Source organism: Mesorhizobium sp. WSM4850, assembly GCF_055811735.1.
Window position 1 is genome coordinate 1 of record NZ_JBVVPV010000061.1, and the last position, 25,966, is coordinate 25,966.

Genomic DNA, 25,966 nt, shown 5'->3' on the forward strand with positions numbered 1-25,966 from the left:
GCGACATCGATGGCGTGAGCCACCACGAAAGCGCAAATTTCAGTCCATGCCAAAACTATCTTAGCGCATATGCCCTCTAGGGGGAGATTGGCTGTCCCTTCCGGTTTCGCCAATCTTCATCGTGGCAGAGTTGACGAGGCCGAGAAACTGCCAATCTCCCCCCTTGAGGGGGAGATGTCCGGCAGGACAGAGGGGGGTGCACCGCGCAAATTGCCATCACAAGGTTCTGCACCGCAGCAACGCTCCGAGGTAACGGCATGTCGCCGGTTCGCGCCGGGACGAGCCGCGGTCAGTTGGTGGCGGGCTTTGTCTTGTCCTGGTCCTTGAGCTGGCTCCAGGCGTTCTGCTGGGCGAGCATCTGGCGAAGGTAAGTCACGTTCGCCTGCGCCTGTTCGGGCGACAGCTCCTGCGAGGCGATCTTCTCGGCCTCGTCGAAGCGGCCCTGCAGGCCGACGACCAGCGCCAGGTTCTGGCGGACGCGGCTGTCGGCATTCGGCTGCTGGGCGGCCGAGCGCATATAGGTTTCAGCCATGCGCAGGTCACCTTCCAGCACATAGGACATGCCGAGATTGGAAAGGATCGAAGGTTCGTTCGGCTTGAGGTCAAGCGCCTTGCGGTAATTCTGGCGCGCCTCGTCTCTCTGGCCAAGCTGGTCGAGAATAGCGGCTTCCGCCGACACCAGCTTCCAGTCGGGATATTCCGGTGTCTGCGCGCGGCGCACCGCATCGAGCGCCGGCTCGAACTGCCCGTTGGCGGCAAGTGCCTTGCCATAGGCGGCGAGCACGTCGCGGTCCTTCGGCAGCGCGATCGCCAGTTTGCGCATCACGGCGAGCGACTGGTCGGCGTCGCCATCCATTTGCAGCGCCGCGGCGTAATTCGTCGCGATCCGCTTGTCGTTGGGGTTCTTGGCGTAGGACTGACCCAGCGCGATCGTCGCCTTGTGCAACTCGCCGGCCGACATGGTTTCCAACGGTTTGCCGCTGGGGCGTCCGATCGAGCCGGTCGTCAGCTTGCTGGTCCCGCAGCCTGCAACGCTGGCCGCGAGTGCTATTATGAACGCCGTGGTGATCAGCCGCTTCCCCGTGGCGTTCATGCGGTTGGTCGGCATCTGCACCAGGGCCTCCATTCGTCAAATTGGCTTTTACGTGGCCATCTTCCCTCCCGCAGAAATATTCTGTTAACCCTAACGGATCGTTAAAACGCGCCGACTCGGAAGCCGGAGACCGTCGAATGCCAGTCGAACTCATCGAGAGAGAACTGAAGACCACGCTGCCGGTTCATCTGGTGGCGAAGGATAGACTGGATGCGGCAGGGCTTGCCTCCTCCTCGCTCGCCTGGGCCAGGGCCAACGGCTTTTCCGGTCAGGCCGGGAGGACGCTGATCCTGCCCGGCGAAAACGGCGGGCTTGCCGGCGCCCTGTTCGGCACGGGCGACGGCGAAGGCGCGCTTGCCATTGGCGCGCTGGCGAGAGCCTTGCCCGCAGGCGACTGGCATTTCGCCTCCACGCTGACCGAGCCGGAAATCGCGGCCATCGCGTTGGCGCTCGGCGGCTATGTCTTCACCCGCTACGGCAAAAAGCCTGGCAGGACGCTGCGTTTTTCGCTGCCGCCCGGCGCTGAAGCGGCTTATGTTCGCCGCATCGCCGATGGCGTTTTCCTGACGCGCGATCTGGTCAACACGCCGACCAGCGACATGGGACCGGACGAACTGGAGAAGGCAGTTCGGACGCTGGCCGGGACGTACGACGCCGAAGTGTCGGTGAACAGGGGCGACGACCTGCTCAAGAACAATTTCCCGATGATCCATGCGGTCGGCCGCGCTTCCGTCGGCGCACCGCGGCTGATCGACATGATCTGGGGACCGGAGAACGCCCCGAAGGTGACGCTGGTCGGCAAGGGCGTCTGCTTCGACACCGGTGGACTCGACATCAAGCCGTCCTCGGGCATGCTTTTGATGAAGAAGGACATGGGTGGCGCTGCCAACGTATTGGGCCTCGCCTCGATGATCATGGCCGCCGGGCTGAAGGTCCGGCTGCGTGTGCTGATCCCGGCGGTCGAAAATTCGATTGCCGGCAACGCCTTCCGGCCCGGCGACGTGCTGGTGAGCCGCAAAGGCATCACCGTCGAGATCGGCAACACCGACGCCGAAGGACGGCTGGTGCTGGCGGACGCCCTGGCACTGGCAGACGACGACGAGCCGCAACTGCTGATCGACATGGCGACCTTGACCGGGGCTGCCCGCGTCGCGCTCGGTCCCGATCTGCCACCGTTCTACACCGGCGACGAAGCGCTGGCCTCCGACCTGGCTGCGGCCTCCGTCGCAGTCGAGGATCCACTGTGGCGCATGCCGCTGTGGAAACCCTATGCCGCAAAGCTGTCGTCGAAGATCGCCGACATCAACAATGTCACGTCAGACAGTTTCGCCGGCTCAATCACCGCGGCGCTTTTCCTCAAACGCTTCGTCGAGAAGACCGCCGCCTGGGCGCATTTCGACATCTTCGCCTGGAACCCCTCCGATCGTCCGCACGGTCTCGCCGGCGGCGAGGCGCAAGGCATCCGCGCGCTGGAAAGGGTCATCTCAAAACGCTACGCCTGACGCTGCGGTGCAGGGCATTCTCGTGACTGAAACGGAACCGAAACAATTTGCCGTCATTCTGGCCGGATGTCGATTTCGATGCGCCCGAGTCAGGCCTTGCGACTGTGGCAGCAGGTGATGCTGTACCAGGTGCGCGACGATGCGCCGGACCTCACCATGCGCCAGACGGCGATCCTGTTCACGATCTATCTCGATCCACCGCCGCATACGGTGCGCGGCCTCGCCGCCCGGCTCAATGTCACCAAGCCGGTGATCACCCGGGCGCTCGACACGATGGGCGCAATGAAGCTGGTTTCGCGCCATCGCGATGAGCTCGACAAGCGCAACGTGCTGGTCAAGCGAACCGTAGAAGGTGCTCTCTTTGTCGAGCGCTTCGGCGATGTTATCATTGCCAGAGCCCAGGAATTGCCGATCTAGAGCAGGATTCCGAACCGCAGGTCAGCGAAGCAAAGCAGCACCGTTTCGGAAGGGGTCATGCTCCAACACCAAGCCAGAGCCGAGTTGCCGATTTGACCGCCAGGGATGCCCGCCTTCACGCCTTCCGTTCCGATCTCGCCGATGCCAGGCTGGAAGGCGAGGTCGCCGCCGATCGCTTCGTCGCCGGGCGGCCAGCGCGGATCTCAGCCACAGTGGCCGATCTCCGCAAGGCTCCGCGGCCGGATGCCGGCATCAACACGCAAGCCCTGTTCGGCGACGACGTCCTCGTCTTCGAAGATACCGAAGGCTGGGCCTGGATCCAGTCGGAGCGCGACGGCTATGTCGGCTATGTCGCCGACACCGTGCTGGGGGGACGGGACCATGCGCCCACCCATGTCGTCACGGTGCCGCGCACCTTCCTCTATCCGGGACCGGATTTGCGGGTTCCGCTGAGCGGGCAACTGTCGATGGGATCGGCGGTGACGGTAACCGGCGCAGCCGAAACGCGCGGCACGCATTATGCGCTGCTGCCGTCCGGCGAGGCTGTCATATCAGGCCATCTCAGGCCTCTGGGAGAGCCGGCTGCCGACTATGTCGCGGTCGCGGAGGCTTTTCTCGGCACGCCCTATCTGTGGGGCGGCGCCTCCGGCTTCGGCATCGATTGCTCCGGCCTCGTGCAACTGGCGATGCACATGGCCGGCAGGCAAGTGCTGCGCGATTCCGACATGCAGGCGGCGACCATCGGCGAGCCGCTCGACCCGGGTCCGGATCTTGCCGGGTTGCGGCGCGGCGACCTGGTGTTCTGGAAAGGCCATGTCGCTGTCATGACCGACCCGGAAACGATGATCCACGCCAACGGCCACACCATGCTGGTCTCGCGTGAAGGGTTCAGGCGAGCCCTCGCCCGCATCGGCTATCTCTATGGCGGTCCGACAGGGTTTAGGCGGCCGTAGCGCAAGCGCTTTTCCTTCTCTAATCACCAACGTTGCAGGATTGGCGGCCAAAGCGAAGCTGCCGATCTCCCCCCAAGTGGGGGAGATGTCCGGCAGGACAGAGGGGGGCGCCGTAGAGCCCCAACCTCAATACGGACCGAGCACTGACCAAATGCCTCACACGCCATTGCCTCCGCGAAATCGCGCAAATGCCAAATCGATGCGCAAAGCCATGACCGACGGCGAACTGAAGCTTTGGAACGAGCTTCGCGCGCATCGGCTGATGGGGCTTGGCTTCCGCCGACAATTTCCGATCGCTGGTTACATCCTCGACTTCGCTTGCCCGGACAAGAAGCTCGTCGTCGAAGTCGATGGTTCGCAGCGTGCCGAAGCCAATACAGGCGACGAGGCGAGGACAAAGCGTCTGGAACGGGATGGCTGGACCATCCTGCGCTTCTGGAACGACGACGTCATTCGCGACATCGACAATGTCTGCCAGCATATTGTCATCGAGGCGGGGCTCGCCGGTGCGACTTGATACGCCGGCGCGAGGCGCCCCCCTCTGTCCTGCCGGACATCTCCCCCACAAGGGGGGAGATTGGCAGTTTCGCTCTGGCCGCCAATCCTGCAACGTTGGTGATTAGCGGAAGCAGACAAGACAGCCAATCTCCCCCTTGTGGGGGAGATGGCCGGCAGGCCAGAGGGGGGCGCAGTAGAGCGCCCACCTCACTTGCGACCGAAGCCGCGCACGATCACCTTTTGTTCCGATTCTGCTTGGCGATTGCGCGGCGCCGCGCTACCTCTGGCGGGTGACAGAGCAGCCGCGCCTCGCCGAACAGAATGCCGCCGTGCACTTGCCCGAGCCATTCCTCAAATGGTTCGCGCAAAGAGGCTGGTCGCCGCGCGCCCACCAGATCGAATTGCTGGCGACTGCCCAGGCCGGGCAATCGGTTCTGCTGATCGCGCCGACCGGCGCCGGCAAGACGCTGGCCGGGTTTATGCCTTCACTGACCGAGCTGGCCCGGAGGCCGGGGAGAAAGCCGGGACAGGCGCGTCGCGGCATCCACACGCTCTACATCTCGCCGCTGAAAGCGCTGGCCGTCGACATCGAGCGCAATCTCGGCAAGCCGGTGGAAGAGATCGGTCTGTCCGTCACCATCGAGACGCGCACCGGCGACACGCCCGCGCACAAGCGCCAGCGCCAAAAGCGGGCCCCGCCCGAAATCCTCCTGACCACGCCCGAGCAACTGGCGCTGCTGATTGCTGCGCCCGACGCCAGGCGCTTCTTCGAGGATCTGCGCTATGTCGTGCTCGACGAACTGCATTCCTTGGTGACGTCGAAGCGCGGGCATCTCCTGTCGCTCGGGCTGGCTCGGCTGCGATCCTTTGTTCCCAGCTTGCAGACGATCGGCCTGTCGGCGACGGTCGCCGAGCCGGACGAATTGCGGCGCTGGCTGGTCAGCCAGAATCCACCCGGCGGCATGGCCGAATTGATCGTCGTCACCGGCGGCGCCAAGCCTGACATCTCCATCCTCGACTCGGAACAGCACGTGCCGTGGGCCGGACATTCGGCCCGCTACGCGACACCGGAGATCTATAGCGAGATCAAGCGACACAAGACGACCCTGCTGTTCGTCAACACGCGCAGCCAGGCCGAGCTGTTGTTCCAGGAATTGTGGCGGGTCAACGAGGACACTTTGCCGATCGCGCTGCATCACGGCTCGCTCGATGTCGCCCAGCGCCGGCGCGTCGAAAAAGCCATGGGCGAGAATGCCTTGCGTGCCATCGTCGCCACGTCGACGCTCGACCTCGGCATCGACTGGGGCGATGTCGACCTGGTCGTGCATGTCGGCGCACCGAAGGGTGCGAGCCGGCTGGCGCAGCGCATCGGCCGCGCCAACCACCGCATGGATGAGCCGTCGAAGGCGATCCTGATTCCGGCCAACCGCTTCGAGGTGCTGGAATGCCGGGCGGCGCTCGACGCCAATTACCTCGGCGCCCAGGACACGCCGCCGCTGGTCAATGGCGGGCTCGATGTGCTGGCGCAGCATGTCCTGGGTTGCGCCTGCGGCGCGCCTTTTCATGCCGATGCGCTGTTCGAGGAGGTGCGAACCGCCGCGCCCTATGCCGAACTCGACCGGCCGACGTTCGATCGTGTCGTCGACTTCGTCGCCACCGGCGGATATGCGCTGAAGAACTACGAGCGCTACGCCCGCATCCGCCTGAACAAGGACGGGCTGTGGCGCGTCTCCAATCCTCGCATCGCCCAGCAGTACCGGCTGAATGTCGGCACCATCATCGAGGTGCCGGCGCTCAACGTGCGTTATGTCAAGGCCGGCAGCAAAGGCTCTGCCTCGCGCGGCGGTCGGGTTCTCGGCAAGATCGAGGAGGCGTTCCTCGAAACGCTGACGCATGGCGATACCTTCATGTTCGCCGGCAAGGTGCTTCGCTTCGAGGGCATCCGCGACAATGAGTGCTTCGTGTCGAATGCGCCCGGCAGTGACGCCAAGGTGCCCTATTATGGCGGCGGCAAATTCCCGCTTTCGACTTACCTCGCCGAACAGGTCCGCATCATGCTGGACGACCCGCAGCGCTGGAAGAAGCTGCCGGAACAGGTCGCCGACTGGCTGCGCTTCCAGGCCGACAAATCGGTGCTGCCGAAGCGCGACGACCTGCTGATCGAGACCTTTCCGCGCGGCAACCGCTACTATCTGGTGGCCTACCCGTTCGAGGGCAGGCTGGCGCACCAGACGCTTGGCATGCTGCTCACCCGCCGCCTCGACCGGGCGGGAGCCAGGCCGCTCGGCTTCGTCGCCACCGACTATGCGCTTGCCATCTGGTCGCTGGCCGATATGGGCAGGATGTTCCGGGCGAAGAAACCGTCGCTGGCCGCGCTTTTCGACCAGGACATGCTGGGCGACGATCTCGAAGCCTGGCTGGCCGGCAGCTGGCTCTTGAAGCGCACCTTTCGCAATTGCGCGCTCATTTCCGGACTGATCGAAAAGCGTCATCCGGGCCAGGAGAAGAGCGGCCGCCAGGTCACCGTCTCGACCGACCTCATCTACGACGTCCTGCGCAGCCATGAGCCCGACCACATCCTGCTGCAGGCGACGCGTGCCGACGCGGCCACGGGTCTGCTGGATGTCAGCAGACTTGCCGAGATGCTCTCGCGTATCAAGGGACGAATCGTGCATAAAGACCTCGAGCAGATTTCGCCGCTCGCCGTGCCGATCATGCTCGAGATCGGCAAGATGCCGGTGCATGGCGAGGCCGATGATACGCTGCTGATGGATGCGGCAACGCTGGTCGAGGAGGCCATGGGGACGAAATGACATTCGCACTCGCCATGACGGCGCTCCTGGCGGATGCCGATGCTATCGGCATCGCCGGCGAGCGTGCGATCTGCGATCGGCGCGGCGTGCTTTATTTTCCCGAGCTTCGGCTTCTGACCGTGTCCGACCTGCATCTGGAAAAGGGCTCGTCGCTGGCACGGCGCGGTACATTGATCCCGCCTTATGATACCGGTGCGACGTTACTGCGGTTGCAGGCGGTGATTGCCGATTATCAGCCGGCGATCGTCATCAGCCTCGGCGACAGCTTTCATGACGGCGGCGGCGCCGCGCGCATGCATGCGAGCTTTCGCGAACGGCTGGAAGCGCTGATGGCCGGTCGCGACTGGTTCTGGGTTGCCGGCAATCATGACCCGAATGCGCCGGCCGACCTGCCCGGCGAGACGGTGCGCGAGCTGGCCATAGGCTCTCTCGTATTCCGGCACGAGCCTTCGGCGGTGAGAGTGGAAGGCGAGGTATCAGGTCATCTGCACCCTTGCGCCCGCATCGTGCAGCAGGGCCGCTCGGTGCGACGGCGCTGCTTTGCCGGCGACGGCGGCCGCATGATCATGCCGGCCTTCGGCGCCTATACCGGCTCGCTCAATGTGCTCGACCGCGCCTATGCCGGGCTGTTCCGCCGCGAGACGCTGATGGCCTATATGCTCGGCACCGAGCGCATTTTTGCGATTTCCCACGCGATGCTGCGGCCGGGCTGAGCTGCTCTACCTGCCGTAGTAGAGGGTGACGGTGTGTTTCGCTTCGGCGAAGAACAGCCAGCGTTCGACCAGCATGCCGGCGAATTGGGCTGATGTGGCGAGTGCCGACAGCACCGCCGCATAGGGCCATGGCAAGGCGAACGCGGCAATCAGCAGCAAGACGGGCAGAGCGAAGGCCAGCACTTGCGTGATCTGGCGCAGCCGCGCCTTGTGCTTGCGGGCGATGCGAAAGCCCATCTCCTTGAGCAGGTAGTTTTCTTCGGTGTGCGGCCATTCCAGCGACCGCACCGTACCGCCGGCAAGTCCGGTCGCGGTGTTGGCGTTGGTCGGGATTTCCAGCCTGTCATTGTAGCGCCAATTTGCCAGCTTCCAGCCCCAGCCGAGCAAGGTCAGCAGCACGCAACCTGTCAGAACGATAGTCGAGCCGAGGGCGAAGCCCTGCAGCAGCGTGTTGAGAAGCACGCTGCCGCTCATCGCCGAAAAGATCAGGTAGCTGGGCAAAGTGAAGCGGCTGTGCCACTGGGCGATCGGCTTCAGCGAGGCATAGATCATGCCGGTGGTGCAGACGGTGGCGACCGCGCCGACCGCAGCCAGCAGCCCGGCGACGGCCACCCAGCCGTTTGTGCGGCCGAGGAACAGCCAGCCGAAGGCCAACAATCCCGCCGGCACGAAGGTCGCGACCGAGGCAACGCCTTCGCGCGACAGCCATGAGCTGCGCCATTGCGAGAATGCTCTCCAGGCGCGTTCTGGTCGGCCGAGATGGCCGGCCGACGACAGCAGGCCGGCCGAGATCAGGCCGAGAGCCAGCCCCATGCCGACGACGCCGAGCCAGAAGTCAGGCGGGACAAATCCTTGTCCGGCCAGCACGCCGAGCAGCGCGAGCAGGCCGTAACCGGCGCCCGTGGCAGTGGTGAAGAAGACGACGGAGAAGGCTGGATGCATGAGGCTGGTTGCTGGTCAGTGCGAAAGCATGCGGTCGACCCAGCCGAGGAAGCCGCCTTCGGCCTGCACCGGTTCGAGTCTCGGCGCCGGCACCGATGCAGCGCGCGGCGTATGGGCGCGCGGCGGCAGATATTTGTTGGTCGGGTGATAGCCGAGTTCGGGCATCAGGTCGACGCCGCCGCGTTCGGCCACCAGTTGCGAGATCGCCGATGCCGGGTCGCCGAGATCGCCAAAGTGCCGCGCGCTGGTTGGACAGGCGGCGACGCAGGCCGGCACGCGGTCTTCTTCCGCCAGATTGTCGTTGTAGATGCGGTCGACGCACAGCGTGCACTTCTTCATCACGCCGACATCGGTATCGAACTCACGCGCGCCATAGGGGCAGGCCCAGCTGCACAATTTGCAGCCGATGCACTTGTCTTCGTCGACCAGCACGATGCCGTCCGAGGCCCGTTTGTAGGAGGCGCCGGTCGGGCAGACGGTGACGCAGGCCGGTGTCTCGCAATGCAGGCAGGAGCGTGGGAAATTGACCGTGCGCCCACCCATCTCCGTCATGTGCTCATAGCTGTGCACGCGGTTGAACCAGACCCCGTCGGCATCGCCGCCATAGGGATCGATGTCGGTCAGCGGCGCCATGTGACCGCCGGTGTTCCATTCCTTGCAGGCGGTAACGCAGGCTTGGCAACCGACGCAGGTGTCGAGGTCGATGACCAGGCCGAGCTTCTTGTCGGTATGGGCGGGAAGGCAGGTCATGATCTGGAAGCCTCTCTTGCCCGGCGGAATTCAGCGCCGAAACTGAGCTTGTCGGGCGAGGGCTCGAAATGCGGTGGCTGCCGGAAGCGCTCGAACTGCGGCTCAGTGAAGCCGGCTTCTTCAGCCGCGCATTTGACGATGCGGACGCGCAGGTCGAACCATGCCGCCTGGCCGGTCACCGGATCGGAATTCGAGTAGCGCTTGCCGTTCGCATCGGCAGAAGTCTGGTCGCCGATGATATGGTTGAGCAGAAAGGCGCGGTTGGATTCGGCCGCATCGTCCTTCAGCCCCCAGCTGCCGCGCCGCTTGCCGATCGCGTTCCAGGTCCACACCGTGTCGGCGTTGACCCCGTCGACCAGCTTGATCTGTCCCTTGACCCTGCCGTTGATGCTCTCGATCCAAACCCAGTCGTCATCGGCAAGCCCGAGGCCGGCGGCGGTTTGGCTGTGCACGAACAGCCGGTTCTGGCTGGTGATCTGTCTGAGCCAGGCGTTCTGCGAGCCCCAGGAATGATACATGTGCATCGGCCGCTGCGTCAGCGCATGCAGAGGGTATTTCTCAACGTCGACAACCGTCTCCTCGAAGGGCGTGTACCAGAACGGCAACGGGTCCATATAGGTTTCGATGCGGCTGCGCTCCGCCTCTGGCGGCAGCACCCTGCCATGGCCGCGCGCGGCGAGGCGAAACCGCTGCATCGGCTCGGAATAGAGCTGGAACACGATCGGCTCGGCCTTCGGGATGAAACCCATGGTCTCGGCAAACTCGAGGTAGGATCGGTTGGCCATCTTGTAGTAGCGCTGGTCGTCGGCAAAATCGTGGTGCCAGAAGCCGCCATTGTCGATGTAGCGCTGAAGCTGGTCGGGATTGGCATCGCCCTTGCCGATCAAAATTCCGTCCTTGCCGCGCCAGCCGGCGAGCGGGCCGATGCCTGGCCTGCGCTCATGATTGACGATGTAATCGGCATAGTCGCGGTATTTGGCCGAGCCGTCGTCGGCGACGAAGCCGGGCAGGCCGAGCCGCGCGCCGAGCTCGATCAGCACCGTCTGGAACGCCCGCACGTCGCGGTCCGGCTCGACAACCGGATGACGGATGGCGTCACCCGGTCCATCGGCGTGGCTGATCGGCCGGTCGAGCAGGCTGATGCAGTCATGACGCTCGAGATAGGTGGTGTCGGGAAGCACGAGATCGGCGAACGGCACGGTCTCGGAATAATAGGCGTCGGAATAGATGATGAACGGGATCCTGTACTCGCCTGACGCATCCATGTCGGTCAGCATCGCCATCGTCTCGACGGTATTCATCGACGAGTTCCAGGCCATGTTGGACATGTACATGAACAGCGTATCGATCCTGTAGGGGTCGCCGGCCCAGGCGTTACGGATGACCGTGTGCATGAGCCCGTGTGCTGCCAGCGGCGCATCCCAGGAATAAGCCTTGTCGATACGGATCGGCGTGCCGACGTCATCGACCAGCAGATCGTCCGGGCCGCAGACGAAACCGAGCGGCATGCCTTCGAGCGGCGTCATCGGCCTGACGTCCTTGCCCGCCGGCCTCGGCCCCGGCGGCGCCGACCGCGGATAAGGCGGCTTGAAGCGAAACCCGCCGGGCACGTCCACCGTACCCAGGAGTACTTGCAGCAGGTGGATGGCGCGGCAGGTGTGAAAACCGTTCGAATGCGCCGAGATGCCGCGCATCGCGTGCATCGACACCGGCCGGCCCTTGATCGTCTCGTGCCGGCGGCCGGCCCAGTCGGTCCACGCCACCGGCAGTTCGATCGCCTGCTCGAAGGCGACATGCGCCAGTTCGGCGGCGATGCGGCGGATGGTGTCGGCGGTAACGCCGCAGCGTTCGGCGACCGCATCGGGAGAATAACTCTCGTGCAGGTACCGGTCTGCGATAAGCTGGAAGACCGGTACGCAGCGGCGGCCATCGACCTGGAAGTTGCCGGTCAGCGCCGGCTTTGCGTCGGTATCGGTGGCGCTGACGGAGACTTTGGCCAGCCTGTCCCAGGCCAGCGGATTGCCGCCGCTGTCGCGTGCGAACAGCCCGTCATCTGCTGCACCCGGCTCCTGGATGACGAGGACATGGGCGTTGGTGTAGCGCAGCAAATAATCGAGATCGACGCGGCCGGCCTTCAGCAGTTCATGGATGAGAGCAAACACGAACAGGCCGTCGGTGCCGGGCCGGATGCCGATCCAGTCATCGGCAATGGCGTTGTAGCCGGTGCGGCATGGATTGATCGAGACCACCTTGGCGCCGCGCGCCTTGAGCTTGCCGAGACCGATCTTGATCGGGTTGGAATCATGGTCCTCGGCGACGCCGAACAGCATGAAGTACCTGGTGTTGTCCCAGTCGGGTTCGCCGAACTCCCAGAACGAGCCGCCGATCGTATAGAGCCCGCCGGCCGCCATGTTGACCGAGCAGAAGCCGCCATGGGCGGCGAAATTCGGCGTGCCGAACTGGCTCGCCCACCAGCCGGTCAACGATTGCGACTGGTCGCGCCCGGTGAAGAAGGCGAGTTTCTTTGGGTCGGTGCGGCGGATTTTCGAAAGCCGTTCCGTCGCGATCGAGAAGGCCTCCTCCCACTCGATCTCGCGAAACTCTCCCGAGCCGCGCGGACCGCTGCGCAGCAATGGTTTCTTCAACCTGGCCGGACTGTAGTGCTGCATGATGCCGGCGCTGCCTTTGCCGCACAGCACGCCGCGATTGACCGGATGGTCCTTGTTGCCGTTGATGTAGCGGACCTTGCCGTCCTTGATGTGGACGTCGATACCGCAGCGGCAGGCGCACATGTAGCAGGTGGTCTTGGCGATGCTGTCGGAGACATCAGGCGAGGTATCGACGCCATCACCCTCGTCGGGCGCGCGGGTGTCGGCAAGCGACCGTTGGGACGGTGCGGAATTGGCGCCGCGCAGCGGTCCGTGGTTCATGATTCGGCGCTTTTGCGGTCTGCGAATTTGGCTCTCGTCTTCGGCCCGGGGCCGCGCATATAGTGTTCTTCCGGATGATAACGGTCGCCGGCAAGCCGACGCCGCAGGCCGCGGGTCCAATGGGCAAACAAGGATTTGAACCGCCCGATCACTTTTCTACCCGTTCCAGGTTGGCCGCGATTTTTTTCCAACACCGGCGGGAAAATTAGAACAAAGCAATCGATCCGTCTAACAAGTTGCTCTTGTAATTCCAATCGAAATTCTTTCTTAATTCTCCGCATGACCCTGGACCAACTGCGGATATTCGTTGCTGTCGCCGAACGGGGGCACATGACCAAGGCGGCCGAGCTGCTGGGCATTTCCCAGTCGGCCGCCTCGGCCGCCATCCGCTCGCTCGAACAGCAGCATGGCGTCCAGCTGTTCAACCGGGTCGGTCGCAACATCGAGTTGGCGCAGACCGGGCGCAGGTTTCTGCCCGAGGCGAAGGCCGTGCTCGAACGGGCGGCTGCCGCCCACGACGTGCTGGAGCACGTCTCGCAGACGATCACCGGCAGCCTTTCCATCGCCGCCAGCCAGACGATCGCCAGCTACTGGCTGCCGCGCCGGCTGGCCTCCTTCCACGAGGCCTATCCCGCCGTCAGGCTGAGCGTGACCATCGGCAACACCAGGCAGGTTGAGACCACCGTACTCGACGGTACGGCTGATTTTGGTCTGGTCGAGGGGCGCACTGAATCGGACATATTGCGGCGCGCCAAGGTCGATGTGGATCGCCTGATGCTGGTCGTGGCGCATTCGCATCTCGAAATCGCCGAAGTCTCGCGCGGGCATCCCGATATCAGGGAACTCCGCTGGATCATCAGGGAAGGCGGATCGGGCACGCGCGAGGTGCTGGAAGATCTTGCCCGCCGCGAAGGGATCTCCTTCGCAGAGCTGCGGATATTCTTGGTGCTGCCGAGCAACGAGGCGGTCCGTCAGGCGGTCGAGGCCGGCGCCGGCGCCACCATCATTTCGGAGCTCGTTGTCGAACGCGCGGTTGCCGAAGGCAGCTTGCGGTCCGTGTCGATCGATCTGCCGAAGCGCGATTTCGCCATGATCACGCATCGTGACCGGCAGGCAAGTCTGGCCCAGATGGCGCTCAAGGCGCATCTGGGCGCGAGGGCCGGCGAGACCGTCCGGGGGTAAGCCGGGTCAGCCGAATTTCCGCTGCGCATCGAGCGCCAGCCCAAGCCCGACCGAGCCGAACATATCGCCTTCGATGACCGACGCCTGCGGCACCAGGGCCAGTATCTGCTGCCTTGCCAGCGGGATGGCGGTCGATCCGCCGGTCAGGAACACCGCGGTGATGGCGGTTGGTTTCACCTGCGCGTCGCGGATCGTCTCGCCAACCGTCGCAGCCACCCGTTCGATATCCCTGGCAATCGTGGTCTCGAGCCCGGCGCGCGAAATTTCGGTCGCAAACTTCGCTCCCGTCAGCGCGACCATCACCTCGGCGGACGATTGCTCCGTCAGCTCGATCTTGGCCCTCTCGACCAAAGCGGCCAGCGCGTGCCCGTAACGATGCTCGACGATGTCGATGAAGCGGTCGACCAGGTCGGCGCGTTCCGCCTCGTAGCGGATCTGGCGCAGATGCGTCATCGCCCGGGCGGTGTAGACCAGATTGATGCGCTGCCATGTCGCCAGGTCGATGAAGTAGCTGGCCGGCAAGTTGCGCTTGCCGTCCTTGGTCGGCGAGAGGTAGCCGAGCTGCGGCATCACATGGGCGATGCTCAACAGCCGGTCGAAGTCGGTGCCGCCGATGTGGATGCCTCGGCTGGCCAGAATGTCGTCCTTGCGATCCAGGGAGCGGGCGCGCTGCGGCGAGACCCGCACGATCGAGAAGTCGGACGTGCCGCCGCCCATGTCGACGATCAGCGCCAGCTCTTCGCCCGTCACCGTCTGCTCGTAGTCGAGCGCCGCCGCGATCGGCTCGAACTGGAAGGCGATATGCTTGAAGCCCTGGGTGCGGGCCGCGTTTTCGAGTTCACCTTTGGCCTTGGCATCGGCCTCGGCATCGTCGTCGACGAACTGCACGGGACGACCGAGCACCACGCTTTCAACCGTATCGTCCGCATCCTCTTCCAGCCTTTTCCTGAGATGACCGACGAACAGGCCGATGATCTCGGTGAAGGCGATCGATCGGGTTTTGATGCGCGTCTTTTCATGGACTAGCGTACCGCCGAGTACGCTCTTCAGCGAGCGCATCAGGCGACCCTCGATGCTGTCGGTATAGTTGGCGATGGCGCGGCGCCCAAAGTAGGTGCGGTTGTCCTCGAAATTGAGGAACACCGCGCTGGGCAGGGTCACCTCGCCGTCTTCCAGCGCCACCAAATGCGGCTGCCCGTTCCTGATCACGCCGACGGTGGAGTTCGAAGTGCCGAAGTCGATACCGCCGAATGCTGGTCGCATCGCAAAGTCCTGTATTTTTTATTTGGGGAGCGACAGCCGGTGTTCGGCCGGGCCGGGGTCGCGGTCTAACCCACGAGCGTAAAAAGGGGAACCGCCTGTTGAAGAGAGTTTAATCCTTCCGGAAAACCAGCCTTCCGAGCCAGCCGGTCAGCATGGCCAACGACACCGCGAAGACGCCATACAGGAAAGAATAATCGTGGGCGACGCGGAAGATCGACTGTTCGAAACCGGATTTGCGGATTTCGAGCTGGGCGGAGCTTTCCTTGATGAACAGCCCGCTCTTGAACAGGAACGCGCGTGCCTTGTGGGTGCCGACCGGAACATTGGGGGCGAGCCTGACGGTGGCGCGGAACAGGTTCTGCGACAGGAACTGCACGCCGCCGACATTCACGCTGTAGAGGCCGGTCGCCGTCTTGCGCTCGCGCAGTGCCGCGGTGAACTCCTCGATGGTAGCCGGACTGTCGCCAGCGTCGGCCGGCTGCATATAGATGTTGGCGGCGCCGAGCGACAGTTGCTTGTAGCTGTTGGGGTCGGTGACGTCCTGCAGCGGCCGCGTCGTCGCCACCGAATAGGACACCGGCACATTCTTGAAGGTCTCGGACTCCAGATTGATCCAGATGCCGAGCACCCGGTCCTTGCGGCGCACGACGACCTTCCGGGCCGGACCCTCAAGCACGACCACGATGTCGTAGCGCCCCTGGCGCGCGACACGCGGGTCGGCATTTTCCAATGAGCCGAAGATGGTGAGGTCGGCGCCGGAAAAGCCGGCGGTGATTGAGACATGGTCGGTGGATAGGCCGATCTGGATGTTTTCGGTAACCGGCGTCTGCGCTCTTGCCGGTGACGAGGCGGCGCACAGCGACAGCGAGGCAACGGCCAGGAACGTCCTAAAACCCGCCATCAGGTCGGATCCGCGCCGGACAGCGAATAGAGGCTGGGCGGCGTCACGAACAGATCGATGGCGAGCCGGATGGCAACCGCTAGGACCAGCAGTGCCAGCAGCGCCCTGAGCTGCTCGCCGCGCAGCCTTTGGCCGGCCTTGGCGCCGTATTGCGCGCCGGCGACGCCGCCCGCCATCAACAAGAAGGCGAGCATGACGTCGACCGTCTGGTTGGTGGTGGCATGGACCAGCGTGGTGTAGGCCGAGGTGAAGATGATCTGGAACAGCGAGGTGCCGACGACGACGTTGGTCGGCACTTTCAAGAGATAGATCAGCGCCGGCACCATGATGAAGCCGCCGCCGACGCCCATGATCGACGACAGGAAACCGATGCCGGCGCCGAGGCCGAGCACCGGGATGACGCTGACGAACAGCTTCGAGGCCCTGAACCGCATTTTCAGCGGCAAGCGGTGGATCCAGTTGTGCTGGCCGGATTTCTTCAGCACCGGTGCCGCGCCGCTGCGCGTGGCGCGCAGCGCATTGACGCTCTCGACCAGCATCAGCCCGCCGACGGTGCCGAGCAGCACGACATAGAGCAGCGAGATGAACAGGTCGAGCTGGCCGAGCCGGCGCAAGAAGCCAAAGACGAAGATGCCGCCGGTCGAGCCGACGATGCCGCCGGCCAAAAGCACACCGCCGAGCTTGAAGTCGAGCGTGCCGCGCTTCACGTGCGACAATGCGCCGGAGAAGGAGGAGGCGATGACCTGGTTGGCGCCGGTGGCGACTGCGATCGCCGGCGGTATGTTGTAGAAGATCAGCAGCGGCGTGATCAGGAAGCCGCCGCCCACTCCGAACATGCCCGAGAGGAAACCCACCGCCGCGCCCATGGCCAGCAGCACGAAGATGTTGACGGAAATTTCCGCGATCGGGAGATAGATGCCCACCCGTCAGTCTCGATCAGTTTGCCCGTCGGCGAATGCAACCGTGGCGGGCATTCGCGCCAAAAGCCTGTCCGTTCTTGCGCCGGCCGGGCGGCGAAGTCAAACCTCGCCACGTCGCCGAAACAAAAAACAACTCAATCAGTTAACAGGCAAATGTGTGGCAAAGGCGTCGCGGAAACGACGCATCTGACGTTATTTGCGCGCAAGCAGCACCTTGACCAGCTTTTCGTCGACCGTGCCGGTAGGCTTCAGATCGTTGTCGGTCTGGAAAGCCATGATGGCATCCTTGGTTTTCTGGCCCATCACGCCGTCGTCATTGCCGGCCTCGTAGCCGTTCTTGTTGAGAATACGCTGGATGTTCTGAACGACCTTCTTCATGTCGACGCTGGCGGTCGTCTGCGGCGTGCCATCCTGCCACGATTCGGGAATATCGGCCGAATTTGCCGCAGGATCGAGCGGCTTTGCCTTCCACAGCTCCGTGGCGGCGCGTGCGCGTTCGAGCTGCTCGGGCCTGAGCGCCTTGGCGATCTCGTCGCGCTTTGCCGCCGCATCCTTGTCGCCGGTCTTGGCGACGAGCGCGAACCATTTGTAGGACTCTTCGAGATTCTGCTTCATGCCGACGCCCTTCGCCGCCAGGATGCCGAGATTGAACTGGCTGTCCTTGACGCCGAGATCGGCGGCGGCCTGGAACCAGTGCGCGGCCGATTCATTGTCGGTCACGCCGTCCGCCGCCATGGCGAAGAGCACGGCGAGGTTGTGCATGGCGCTGGCGTTGCCCTGCGCGGCGGCGAGCTGGTACCAGGTCTTCGCCTTCTTGACGTCGCGCGCGACGCCGGTGCCCTTCTCGTAGAAGTTGCCGATGCGGTATTCCGCCGGTGCGAAGCCGAGCTCGGCTGATTTCTCGTACCATTTGGCGGCCGCTGCCATGTCTTGCTTGACGCCGCGCGATTCGGCGTAGCGCGAGCCGATCTCGAACAATGCCTTGGCGTCGCCGCCGGCCGCTGCGTCACGCAAGGCAGCCGGGCCGGCATCGGCTGGAATGTCGATCTTGGCAGTGGCCGCCGCCGTCGAAGCAACCGCTGACGTGACCGTGCCGGTCATGTCCTGGGTCGCGGGCGTGGCGTCCGGCGCGGTGGCCATTGGTTCGGCGTCCGCAGCCGTCGGGCCCGCAGGTGCCGACGCTGTCACGTTAGCCGCCGCCGGATCGGGCGACGTCGTTGAAGCCATTGGCGCAGGAACAGGCTCGGCCGCGGACCCTGAGTCGATCGGCGTTTCGGCATCCGCCGATCTTTCGCCATATGACGGCGTGACGATGGCGGCCTGCGCCGGCATGTCGTCCTCGGCTACCGATTCGGATGGCTCTGCCTGCCGGACAGCGTGGTCTGGTGCGCTATCCCCTGCAGTTTCTGTGTCCGTCTTCGGCTCGTTGACGGTACCGATCGATGCGCTTTCCGCTGGCTGCGCGGCAGCCATCGGCGCCGTGTCGTTGCTGGCAATATCGACCGGGTCGGAGACAAAGGCCTTGCCTAATTGCAGGCCGGCGAGCGCCAGCATGACCGCGGCGGCTGCCATCAGAATCGGCTTGCGTCGCGCCTTGAGCAAGTCGCCGATCCTGAGCGCCTTTACCGGCCCCCTCATCGTCGATTGCCGCTTGAGAGCGTCGGCCTCGGCAGCGGCCGCTTGCGCCGCGCGCCTGGCTGCGGCGATGAAGTCGGATTTCGATGCGTCGGCATTGCCGGCCCTGCCGGGCGGGCCGCGTTCGTCGCGCACGCGCTTCATGATGGCGTTGAGGTCAGGTGGGCCGGAGCCGGGCTCCAGCGGCCGGTTGGCAACCTTCGGGTCCAGCGGCTCGTCGAGATCGGCAATCGGTATCTCGACATCAGGCGCGGAGCCGGCAAGCGGTGGAACGATCGTCTCCTTCTTGGCCTTGAAGGCGCGCGCCAGTCCGCCGAGCATCGACTTCCGGCCGCCGGTCGGCTGGCTTTTTTCCGACGTGTCCGAGCCAAGCGCCGCCATGGCCGCGGCCGCGGCGGCTTCGGCCGGCGTACGCGTGCCCGGGTCGCTACGCGTGCCCGGTTCGCTATGGGAACCTGGTTCATCGCTGATCATGGCAGAGACATGGCTGTCGAGGTCGGCCATGTCTTCCGTCAGCGGCAGTGGCTGGTCGATGTCCATGGACGGCGCGTCACGTACGGCCATCTTTGACGATCGCACGCCGCGCCAGCTGTCCGGCTCGGCCGGTTGCGTATTCAGAAGTTCGCTCACAGCGTCGGTCGGCTCGCCGGTTTCCAGCGAGCCCAGCCGGTCGACGATCTTGAGCAGCGTGTCGTGGATGGCTTCGAAGGTCCTCGAATTGCGCTCGTCGGAACGGCGCGTCAGTGCTTCGAGCGTCTTCAGATCCTGGGCGAGGCCAGAGACGGCCGCCGTGTTGGCACTGGAGCCCGCCAACGAACGGACGGCGCTCTCGGCTGCCTCGCGCGCCGCGCTGAGGATGGAATCGCGGGTGCCAGCCAGCGACTTCTCGATTTCGTTGAGACGGGGGCTGATATCCTCCAATTCCGGCAGTGGCGCGCCGGGTTTCGAAAGGTGCGCCGACAGGCCCGCGACCTGCGCTTCCAGGCTGCGGATCAGGGCCGGGTCGATGCCGGCGACTTGTGCCGCGGATGAATCCAGTCGGATTGAAATGTCTTCGAGCCGGCTTTCCAGGCCACGGATCGCGGCTTCACCTGCGTGATCGGGAACGCGCGTCTCCAAGCGCTTGGCCAGCGCGCTGAAGCGGGCGTCGAGGGCGTCCATGATGCCGGCCCCGTCGATCTGCGGCATGCGCTGGTCCAGCCTGTCGGCAACTTCGTCCAGCCGGCGCTCGAGATCGCGAAACAGCATGTTGCCTTGTTCGATCGCGTCGCCCTGGCGGCGCTCCATCATGCCGGACAGCACGTCGAAACGCTGTTCCAGCCCCTGGAAGATATAGTCGGCGTCCGGCATGGCAGGCGCCCGGTCGATCTTGTCGGCAATAAGCGCGATCTGCTTGTCGAGACGCTCCATCGCCTGCTCAGGCAAATTGGCCCGGCTGGCAAGATCGTCGACCCGGCTCGACAGCATGTTGAGGCGGTCGATGACCTCGCCGCTGGGGTGGACTTGCGTCACTTCCTCGATCTGTTCGGCAAGCGAGGCAATCCGCTTCTCGATACGCTCGAATGCTTCGGGGTCGAATGAATTGGCCTGCGCAGCGACGGTCGAGGCGACGATGGCGCGGGAAATCTCGTCCAGCCGCTCGTCGATCATCGCCAATGTGCTGCTGCCGAGGCTGTCCTGCTGGCGGGCGAAATGCTCAACGGCGCCGGCAAGCGTGCGGACCTTCTCTTCGAGCGAGCGCAGCGACAGCGATTCCGGCAGATTGTTGACGGCATTGCTGATCTGTTCGAGCCGTTCGGTCAGCATCGAAAGACCGGGTGCGTCCGACCGCTGTCGCTGATCGGCATCGACACGATCCTCGAACGCGGTCCAGCGGCGGTCGAACTCGTCCCAGCGGCGGCCGACCGCCTGCACGCTCTCCTCGCGCGCCAATGTGTCGAGCGCTGCCTTGACCTGCTCCAGATCGAGCCGGAGCATGTTGACGCTTCTGTCGTCGCTCTTTTCGGCCAGGGACTGGATGGCGCCGGAAAGCCGCTCGAACTCGACGCCGAGTTCGGCGCTGCCTTTGCCTCCCGCCGATTGGCCACCCGGCTGGGTGCTTGCCTGGAAAGCCCGCTCGATGTCGTTGCGCAGCGCTTCGAATTCGCGCTGCAGGCCGGCGGTCATCTGGTGGCGCAGTTCCTCGCGCAGGCCGCGCAATTCGCCGGCGATTTTGCCGACCACGGCGACGCCGTCCTCCTGGCCGCGCACGCGGTCGATGTCGCGGGCGATCGCCTGGTAATTCTGGTCGAAGGCAGCTGGCGCCGGGCTTTTCGGCGGCTGCTCGGGGCGCGGATCCTCATAGGGCCGGGCGCTGGCATAGCGCGGCTCCGCGCTCAGCCGGCGCGGATCGGGACGTTCGCTCAAGTCCTCGCGCGTCCGCTCCAGCCGCTGCTCCAGCGTTTCCAGAGAGCGGTTGAGCTGTTCAAGCGTGGTGTACGGCCTGCGCTGCCGGCCGGTGTTGAGTGTATCGAGATAGGACCGCTTGCTGTTCATCGATGCGCCCGTTCACAATCGCTGCTGGCTTTATGACCAGTTCCCAAAGTCCTGCCGGAAACGAAGACGGCCGCGGCTTTGCTGCGGTGGACTCCGAAACCGTGAAAAATTCGCTACAGGATAACCACGGGTGACCGACATGCGCACAATTCGCCCAACGTGGTAAACAACGCGTTAACGGCGGATTCAATAAAATCAATGACATCGTTACGGCGTGACTGGTGAGCGTTACGGGTTGCGTTCACGCTGCGTTCGCTAGCGACGGAGCATTGTCGTTGGCGGCAATGGACGCTGAATCATATTGAGCAATGGCCCAAATGATCGCGCGGCAGCACCAGATGAATCGGAATGTGTAGTCCTCAAGTGTGTGGTCCCAAAAATCGGTAAACTCCTGGCCGCTAATAGGGCACTTCCAGTCGAGCGCGTATCGGATTGCCTCTTCGGTGGTCGAGGCGTGCAGGATTCCATCCCATTCGTCTTCGATGGCAGCCCATGCTTTCGCGCGGTCGGAATCCTCGTCAAAGTGCCACTGCTCAAAATCACGCTTAAGGCATTCGACATAAAGTTTTTCGCTAAAGGCTTCATGACCTCCGTGCCTGTCGTGGGCGGTGAGCTTTTCGGACCAATAGCCAGGATTGATGTCGCGGTCAGTGCGGAAGAACTCAAACATGTCTGTCAGGCGCGAGAAAACGAACGTCCCCATATCGCCGCTGAAAGCGAGGTATCCCGGCCACGTGGTTATGTGGAAACCATAGGCGAACGTATCCGGCGCCTTGAACGTCAGATGTCGGTGCTTGCCATTGTTCGCGTGAATAGTCATCTCATGGTTGGACACGTCACGCAGAAAAAGTTCATTCGTTGGCCGATCGCTCACTTCCCACCTCCTTCACGCTTCTTCGTCCTAGCATCCGCAAACCGCTCTGACGCCTCGAGCGTAGCGCGATCGTACACGGCGCTTGTTGTCTTGGTGCTGGCGTGGCCGGCAACTTTTGCCGCGTCGTCGGTCGACGCGCCGCTTGCCCGCCCTTCCGTAATCCCAGAGGCTCGCAAGTCGCGTGCCCATATATTCGCCGGCAAGCCTACGGCCTCGCGATCCTTACGCCAGAACTCGCCAAAATAGTTCGAACTGTACGGCATGCCGGTGCCGTCGGCGATGATCATTGGCCCCGTCCTATTCTCGGCGGGCCAATGCGCAAGCTCCTCCATCACCATTGGCGCCCTAGCCAGCGGGAAGGTCACGGACAGTCCGGTCTTGGCGCTGGTCTTTGACGGCATGTAGCGCAGCACGAGATCTTGCCCGACATCCTCCCACCGCAAGCCGAACCATTTCTTGGCGTGCTTCATGCTGGTGTGCGGTGCCATAACGACGTCGCTAATCAGTGGCGCATCCATTGGCCACCACTGGCCTATAACGTCCCATAGCCGCAGCGTCGTCTCAAACACCATGGCATATACGAGCGCGCACGACGGTCTGCCATCTTCGTGAGCCGCAGCCCTCAACGAGACAACTTGATCAGCCGTGACGATAGACTCGCGCCGCTTCGGATTTGGTATCTTGCGGCTGGCCGTCTTCAATATCTCTCGTAGTTCAGACGCAGCACGAAACTCTGGCGTGCCAGCCTTAGAACTCATAATCGTAAACGCAATAGCCGCGTCTAGCACCGCCCGCATCATCTTCGATGCGGCAAGCTTCTCACCGCCTGCCGACCAGCGTTCATGCCAGCGCTTTAGGTCGACGCCGCTCACCTCATCAACGCGCAATTCGCCCAACTCATATTCAAGGCGCTTGGCATAGAACTCGTAAGGATGCCGCGAGCCTGGCCGCAGCGCATGGAATGAGCTGTCCTCGTCATTGAGGTACTTCTTGATGATCTGGCCGAACGTGCCGTCGAACGAACCAATATGGCCACGCACGCCCGCCTTCCATGCAAGCGCTTCAGATTGCAGGGATTGGCAGCGCGCGATGACCTGGTCTGGCTTGTCGGCAAGCGGTGACAGATTGATGTGCGGGGCTTTCTTGCCGTCCGGCAAGTACCACTCAGGCGGCCGCCAATACGGCGTGTGGCCAGTGCGGCGCTTAATCCACACTAGGCCAGGCGCATCAATGTCCGGACGCACTAGGCGGCTCTCTTTCGTCTCGGCTGCCATATCTTTTCCTCGCCGCTCGGCTTAGCCATTGCAAAGCCTGCGGTAATGCCAAAGTAATCCTCGTAGAACTTGCGCACCAGCGGCACAGCGCGGCCCGTGTGTAGTGGATCCTCCGCGGGAAAGCCGCGGCGTTCTAATGTCGGCATGACTGCCTTTACCCAATAGTCTGCCTTGGTGCGCCCTACGATCGCAACTGCGATCTCGCGGTCGGTCGCGAATAGTGGTAAGGCGTCGAGCGCTTTGAATGGCAGTCTGTTATCATTCGCCGGTTTCATGCCGCCATCCTCCTGGCATCGTGAGCGATAGCCAAGTTGCGCGCAGCCTCGCAGCACGCTTCTACAACCTTAACCGCCTTAGATGGCAAAGTCTTGAACCATTCGCTGTGAACGCGCAATGGCGCCAGAGTAGCGTGCGCCGCTCGCTCCGCAATGCCGGCGTAGGTCAAAGACCTAAGCGGCTCTGATACATGAACCAACTCGAGCTTGTACGGATTAGCGGTCTGCAATGAAGCGACACGCTTGTTCACGTCGTGAGCCACGCCGACTTTCACGAACCGATCGCATTTAACAACATACACCGATGTGTCGCGCAGAGTTTCGCCCATATGCGGAACCGGCAAAGACATTATTGCCTTTAGGCTAAAGCCGACGACGCGAGGTTTTGGCTTAGGCGCCTCTAGCACGCCAATCGCTTCAATATCTTTTCCGGTTAGCAGGATATCCCTGCCGCGAACCATGCACAGGCCGTGCCTGCGCGCAAGCTTAGCAACGCCGCGGTTAGTCAGGCGTAGGTGGCCAGCGGCCTCGTCTAGTGTGTAGACCTGGCCTGGCGCTACGTTATCGTTTGCTGGCGTCATGGCTACCTTTCGTTCGGGTCAGCGTATTTTGGATTCATGAGGTGAGGCTTCGGCCATCCGAGCAGTACGTGCTTCCACTCGTCGACCTCGTATTCAGCCCGGTTGCGACAGGGACCGGAGTATCTGTGAGGGGTGATCTCACGGCCGCCGCGGTTGATGAAGACCCAATGCTCTTCGCGATTGTCGCTCAGCTGCATCGTTTTGATGCCAATGGTGATTGGCTCGCTCATTGTTTCACTCCATCGTCAGCGCGATCTAGCCGCTCGATCTCAGAAACGATGAGCGCGCCAGCCTTGACTAGCGCGCGACGGCGAGTGGTGGGCTTGAACCACGATTTTGCCCACGGCCAGTAATGGTCCATTATCGCCTGCAGATAGTCGCCAAGAGAGTAGCCATCGCGAGCGTTGCGAAAATTCGTGGCGTCAGCGCCAGCGATCAGTGCGTACATGCCGGCAGCACGAGCTAGTTCCCCTTTGCGGTAACCATCGTCGCGCTCTGGCGTCCGGCCTTCGACGCCTATCTGCCGACGGCGCTCAGCCACGATGTCGTCAATCGCGCTCATTGGCGCTCTCCTTGTGACGGAGAGGCGAGGGCACTGCGGATGCGAGCTTCGTAATCGGCTTGGGCGGCTGCTTTGGCCTCCTTCCTCGTGCAAAGGCCGCGAGCGAAAACCTCGTCGTCCCACTGGCCGTCTTTGATGAGCCGGATGGTCGCGATATAGGCACCATGAACGATGCCAACCGCATACTGTCCGCAAGGCGTGTCGGCAAATTGATCCTTGCTGTTCGGCCTGCTCTCCCACTCCAGCCCCTTCACTGCTACAGCAGGAACAGGCTGTGTGGTGAGAGTGGCTTCGAGAGCCGCGCGCATCGAATACATGATGCCATTCCGATATGTGCCTTCAGGATAATCGAGAATGTCGACGCCGTGCTGGTTTGCCATGAACTTGGCGGAAGCAGCCTCAACCATCGCATCCGTGAGGCTCAGCGCCTTCTCGTTTAGCGATGTCCGGCCGCTCATGCTCGCCTCCGTGCCGCAACGCTACGCCCTGCAACAGGCACGTTATCATTCGCGGCAGCGCGCAACCTGCGCGCCATCCCCGTCGACCAAGCCTCGCCTTTGGCGCCGTAGTAGCTGGCGATATTGCGCGCCACTTGCGGCTCGATATCAGGCGAGATGATGTTGAAGTTGCCGCCTTCGCAGTACGAGCCGATGCCGTTGTAGTTGTCGTTCATAGTGGTCTCCTCAGTTTTACGATGCGGCGGGCAGTTCGAAGCGATAGCCATTAAGCCAAGCGACAATGGTACTTTCGCCAACGACTACGGCATAGAATCCAATGTCAGTCAGACGCTCTTGTGCACCAAGTGCGGCGACCTCACCAGATCGCCACAATTTCGCAATGCGATCACCGCTGTTGATGGTTTCGATTAGTGTGGCCACGACACACCTGCCGCCAACAAGAGAACGCTAACAGCAAAGCACGCTATGCAGATGCCGCTTAGGATGGCGGCAGGCAAGCTTGTGTGCGGCTCCGGCTTACGGCTCATCTGCCTCGCGTAGGCCGCGCCATTGACCATGATGGCGCGCCTCGGATCGGTTGCGTAAGAGGCCATTATTTAACCTCCTCAAACTCACCTGCCCGGGTGAGGCGGTATGCCTTGCCAGCCTCAATGCCGTTTTCTCCGACCAGCGACGACTTGATGGCGATCAGGCGCGGCGGCCAAACCGACTCGTCGTAGGCGGCAAGCACGATCCCGGTATTGGACTTGGCAGCACCGCCAACACCAAGCGAAACAGCCAGGGCACCATTCCCGGTGCTCGCCGCATGGGCATAGTCCCCGGTGCTCGCCGCATGGGCATAGTCCCCGGTGCTCGCCGCATGGGCATAGTCCCCGGTGCTCGCCGCATGGGCACG

General features: G+C 63.3%; 25 protein-coding genes. 7 read left to right on the top strand and 18 right to left on the bottom strand.

What is annotated here, in order from left to right; genetic code table 11:
• Positions 1–289: 289 nt before the first annotated feature.
• Entirely contained in the window at positions 290–1,108 is an 819-nt protein-coding gene (locus tag AC0L2Z_RS31985; RefSeq protein WP_473630273.1) for a tetratricopeptide repeat protein, read from the bottom strand.
• A 122-nt stretch (positions 1,109–1,230) separates the two neighbouring features.
• Here AC0L2Z_RS31985 and AC0L2Z_RS31990 point away from each other — a divergent pair, with 122 nt between their 5' ends.
• The 6 genes from AC0L2Z_RS31990 to pdeM all read left to right on the top strand — a co-directional run bounded on the left by AC0L2Z_RS31990 (position 1,231) and on the right by pdeM (position 7,989).
• The gene (locus AC0L2Z_RS31990) at positions 1,231–2,595 is read left to right on the top strand and encodes a leucyl aminopeptidase family protein (RefSeq protein ID WP_473630255.1); all 1,365 of its coding nucleotides are present in this window, start codon (positions 1,231–1,233) and stop codon (positions 2,593–2,595) included.
• Between the two features lie 66 nt (positions 2,596–2,661).
• Positions 2,662–3,012, top strand: coding sequence for a MarR family winged helix-turn-helix transcriptional regulator (locus tag AC0L2Z_RS31995; protein WP_023802155.1), 351 nt, complete (start codon positions 2,662–2,664; stop codon positions 3,010–3,012).
• A 92-nt stretch (positions 3,013–3,104) separates the two neighbouring features.
• Positions 3,105–3,965 (top strand): C40 family peptidase, encoded by an 861-nt coding sequence (locus tag AC0L2Z_RS32000; RefSeq protein ID WP_473630256.1) that lies wholly within the window; start codon positions 3,105–3,107, stop codon positions 3,963–3,965.
• Positions 3,966–4,116: 151 nt separating this feature from the next.
• The gene (locus AC0L2Z_RS32005) at positions 4,117–4,482 is read left to right on the top strand and encodes an endonuclease domain-containing protein (protein ID WP_473630274.1); all 366 of its coding nucleotides are present in this window, start codon (positions 4,117–4,119) and stop codon (positions 4,480–4,482) included.
• 271 nt (positions 4,483–4,753) lie between these two features.
• The gene (locus tag AC0L2Z_RS32010; protein ID WP_473630257.1) at positions 4,754–7,276 is read left to right on the top strand and encodes a ligase-associated DNA damage response DEXH box helicase; all 2,523 of its coding nucleotides are present in this window, start codon (positions 4,754–4,756) and stop codon (positions 7,274–7,276) included.
• Entirely contained in the window at positions 7,273–7,989 is a 717-nt protein-coding gene (gene pdeM / locus AC0L2Z_RS32015) for a ligase-associated DNA damage response endonuclease PdeM (RefSeq protein ID WP_473630258.1), read from the top strand. The genes AC0L2Z_RS32010 and pdeM overlap by 4 nt, the downstream gene beginning before the upstream one ends.
• A gap of 6 nt (positions 7,990–7,995) precedes the next feature.
• Here pdeM and AC0L2Z_RS32020 read toward each other — a convergent pair whose 3' ends face one another.
• From AC0L2Z_RS32020 to AC0L2Z_RS32030, 3 genes are read right to left on the bottom strand one after another with little or no spacing between them, the layout of a single operon-like run.
• A complete protein-coding gene (locus tag AC0L2Z_RS32020) occupies positions 7,996–8,931 on the bottom strand; it encodes a dimethyl sulfoxide reductase anchor subunit family protein (RefSeq protein ID WP_473630259.1) in 936 nt (311 codons plus the stop codon).
• A gap of 15 nt (positions 8,932–8,946) precedes the next feature.
• Entirely contained in the window at positions 8,947–9,681 is a 735-nt protein-coding gene (locus AC0L2Z_RS32025) for a 4Fe-4S dicluster domain-containing protein (RefSeq protein WP_128169882.1), read from the bottom strand.
• The gene (locus tag AC0L2Z_RS32030) at positions 9,678–12,611 is read right to left on the bottom strand and encodes a molybdopterin oxidoreductase family protein (RefSeq protein WP_473630260.1); all 2,934 of its coding nucleotides are present in this window, start codon (positions 12,609–12,611) and stop codon (positions 9,678–9,680) included. The genes AC0L2Z_RS32025 and AC0L2Z_RS32030 overlap by 4 nt, the downstream gene beginning before the upstream one ends.
• Positions 12,612–12,890: 279 nt before the next feature.
• Between AC0L2Z_RS32030 and AC0L2Z_RS32035 the strand changes: the two genes are divergently transcribed.
• The gene (locus AC0L2Z_RS32035; protein ID WP_473630261.1) at positions 12,891–13,793 is read left to right on the top strand and encodes a LysR substrate-binding domain-containing protein; all 903 of its coding nucleotides are present in this window, start codon (positions 12,891–12,893) and stop codon (positions 13,791–13,793) included.
• Between the two features lie 6 nt (positions 13,794–13,799).
• Here the strand turns inward: AC0L2Z_RS32035 and AC0L2Z_RS32040 are convergent, their stop codons facing one another.
• The 14 genes from AC0L2Z_RS32040 to AC0L2Z_RS32105 form a co-directional block, all read right to left on the bottom strand.
• Positions 13,800–15,056 carry an Hsp70 family protein gene (locus tag AC0L2Z_RS32040; protein WP_473630262.1) on the bottom strand — a complete coding sequence of 419 codons (1,257 nt, stop codon included), beginning with the start codon at positions 15,054–15,056 and terminating at the stop codon, positions 13,800–13,802.
• Between the two features lie 109 nt (positions 15,057–15,165).
• Positions 15,166–15,957 (bottom strand): TIGR02186 family protein, encoded by a 792-nt coding sequence (locus tag AC0L2Z_RS32045; RefSeq protein ID WP_128169887.1) that lies wholly within the window; start codon positions 15,955–15,957, stop codon positions 15,166–15,168.
• Positions 15,957–16,880, bottom strand: coding sequence for a sulfite exporter TauE/SafE family protein (locus AC0L2Z_RS32050; protein ID WP_023802164.1), 924 nt, complete (start codon positions 16,878–16,880; stop codon positions 15,957–15,959). Before AC0L2Z_RS32050 ends, AC0L2Z_RS32045 begins: the two co-directional genes overlap by 1 nt.
• Before the next feature lie 189 nt (positions 16,881–17,069).
• The gene (locus AC0L2Z_RS32055) at positions 17,070–21,047 is read right to left on the bottom strand and encodes a peptidoglycan-binding protein (RefSeq protein ID WP_473630263.1); all 3,978 of its coding nucleotides are present in this window, start codon (positions 21,045–21,047) and stop codon (positions 17,070–17,072) included.
• 241 nt (positions 21,048–21,288) lie between these two features.
• Positions 21,289–21,921, bottom strand: a complete 633-nt coding sequence (locus AC0L2Z_RS32060; protein WP_473630264.1) for a hypothetical protein — start codon at positions 21,919–21,921, stop codon at positions 21,289–21,291.
• Positions 21,918–23,195: a hypothetical protein gene (locus tag AC0L2Z_RS32065; protein WP_473630265.1), complete on the bottom strand. Its 1,278-nt coding sequence runs from the start codon at positions 23,193–23,195 to the stop codon at positions 21,918–21,920. Before AC0L2Z_RS32065 ends, AC0L2Z_RS32060 begins: the two co-directional genes overlap by 4 nt.
• A complete protein-coding gene (locus AC0L2Z_RS32070) occupies positions 23,165–23,470 on the bottom strand; it encodes a hypothetical protein (protein WP_473630266.1) in 306 nt (101 codons plus the stop codon). Before AC0L2Z_RS32070 ends, AC0L2Z_RS32065 begins: the two co-directional genes overlap by 31 nt.
• The gene (locus AC0L2Z_RS32075) at positions 23,467–24,051 is read right to left on the bottom strand and encodes a GIY-YIG nuclease family protein (protein ID WP_473630267.1); all 585 of its coding nucleotides are present in this window, start codon (positions 24,049–24,051) and stop codon (positions 23,467–23,469) included. Before AC0L2Z_RS32075 ends, AC0L2Z_RS32070 begins: the two co-directional genes overlap by 4 nt.
• 2 nt (positions 24,052–24,053) lie before the next feature.
• The gene (locus tag AC0L2Z_RS32080) at positions 24,054–24,281 is read right to left on the bottom strand and encodes a hypothetical protein (protein ID WP_473630268.1); all 228 of its coding nucleotides are present in this window, start codon (positions 24,279–24,281) and stop codon (positions 24,054–24,056) included.
• Positions 24,278–24,613 (bottom strand): hypothetical protein, encoded by a 336-nt coding sequence (locus AC0L2Z_RS32085; RefSeq protein WP_473630269.1) that lies wholly within the window; start codon positions 24,611–24,613, stop codon positions 24,278–24,280. The genes AC0L2Z_RS32080 and AC0L2Z_RS32085 overlap by 4 nt, the downstream gene beginning before the upstream one ends.
• Positions 24,610–25,071: a hypothetical protein gene (locus AC0L2Z_RS32090; RefSeq protein WP_473630270.1), complete on the bottom strand. Its 462-nt coding sequence runs from the start codon at positions 25,069–25,071 to the stop codon at positions 24,610–24,612. Before AC0L2Z_RS32090 ends, AC0L2Z_RS32085 begins: the two co-directional genes overlap by 4 nt.
• Positions 25,068–25,286, bottom strand: a complete 219-nt coding sequence (locus AC0L2Z_RS32095; RefSeq protein ID WP_473630271.1) for a hypothetical protein — start codon at positions 25,284–25,286, stop codon at positions 25,068–25,070. The genes AC0L2Z_RS32090 and AC0L2Z_RS32095 overlap by 4 nt, the downstream gene beginning before the upstream one ends.
• Positions 25,287–25,302: 16 nt before the next feature.
• A complete protein-coding gene (locus AC0L2Z_RS32100) occupies positions 25,303–25,491 on the bottom strand; it encodes a hypothetical protein (protein WP_128175643.1) in 189 nt (62 codons plus the stop codon).
• Positions 25,492–25,663: 172 nt separating this feature from the next.
• On the bottom strand, positions 25,664–25,966 hold a 303-nt coding region (locus AC0L2Z_RS32105; protein WP_473630272.1), incomplete at its 5' end, for a hypothetical protein.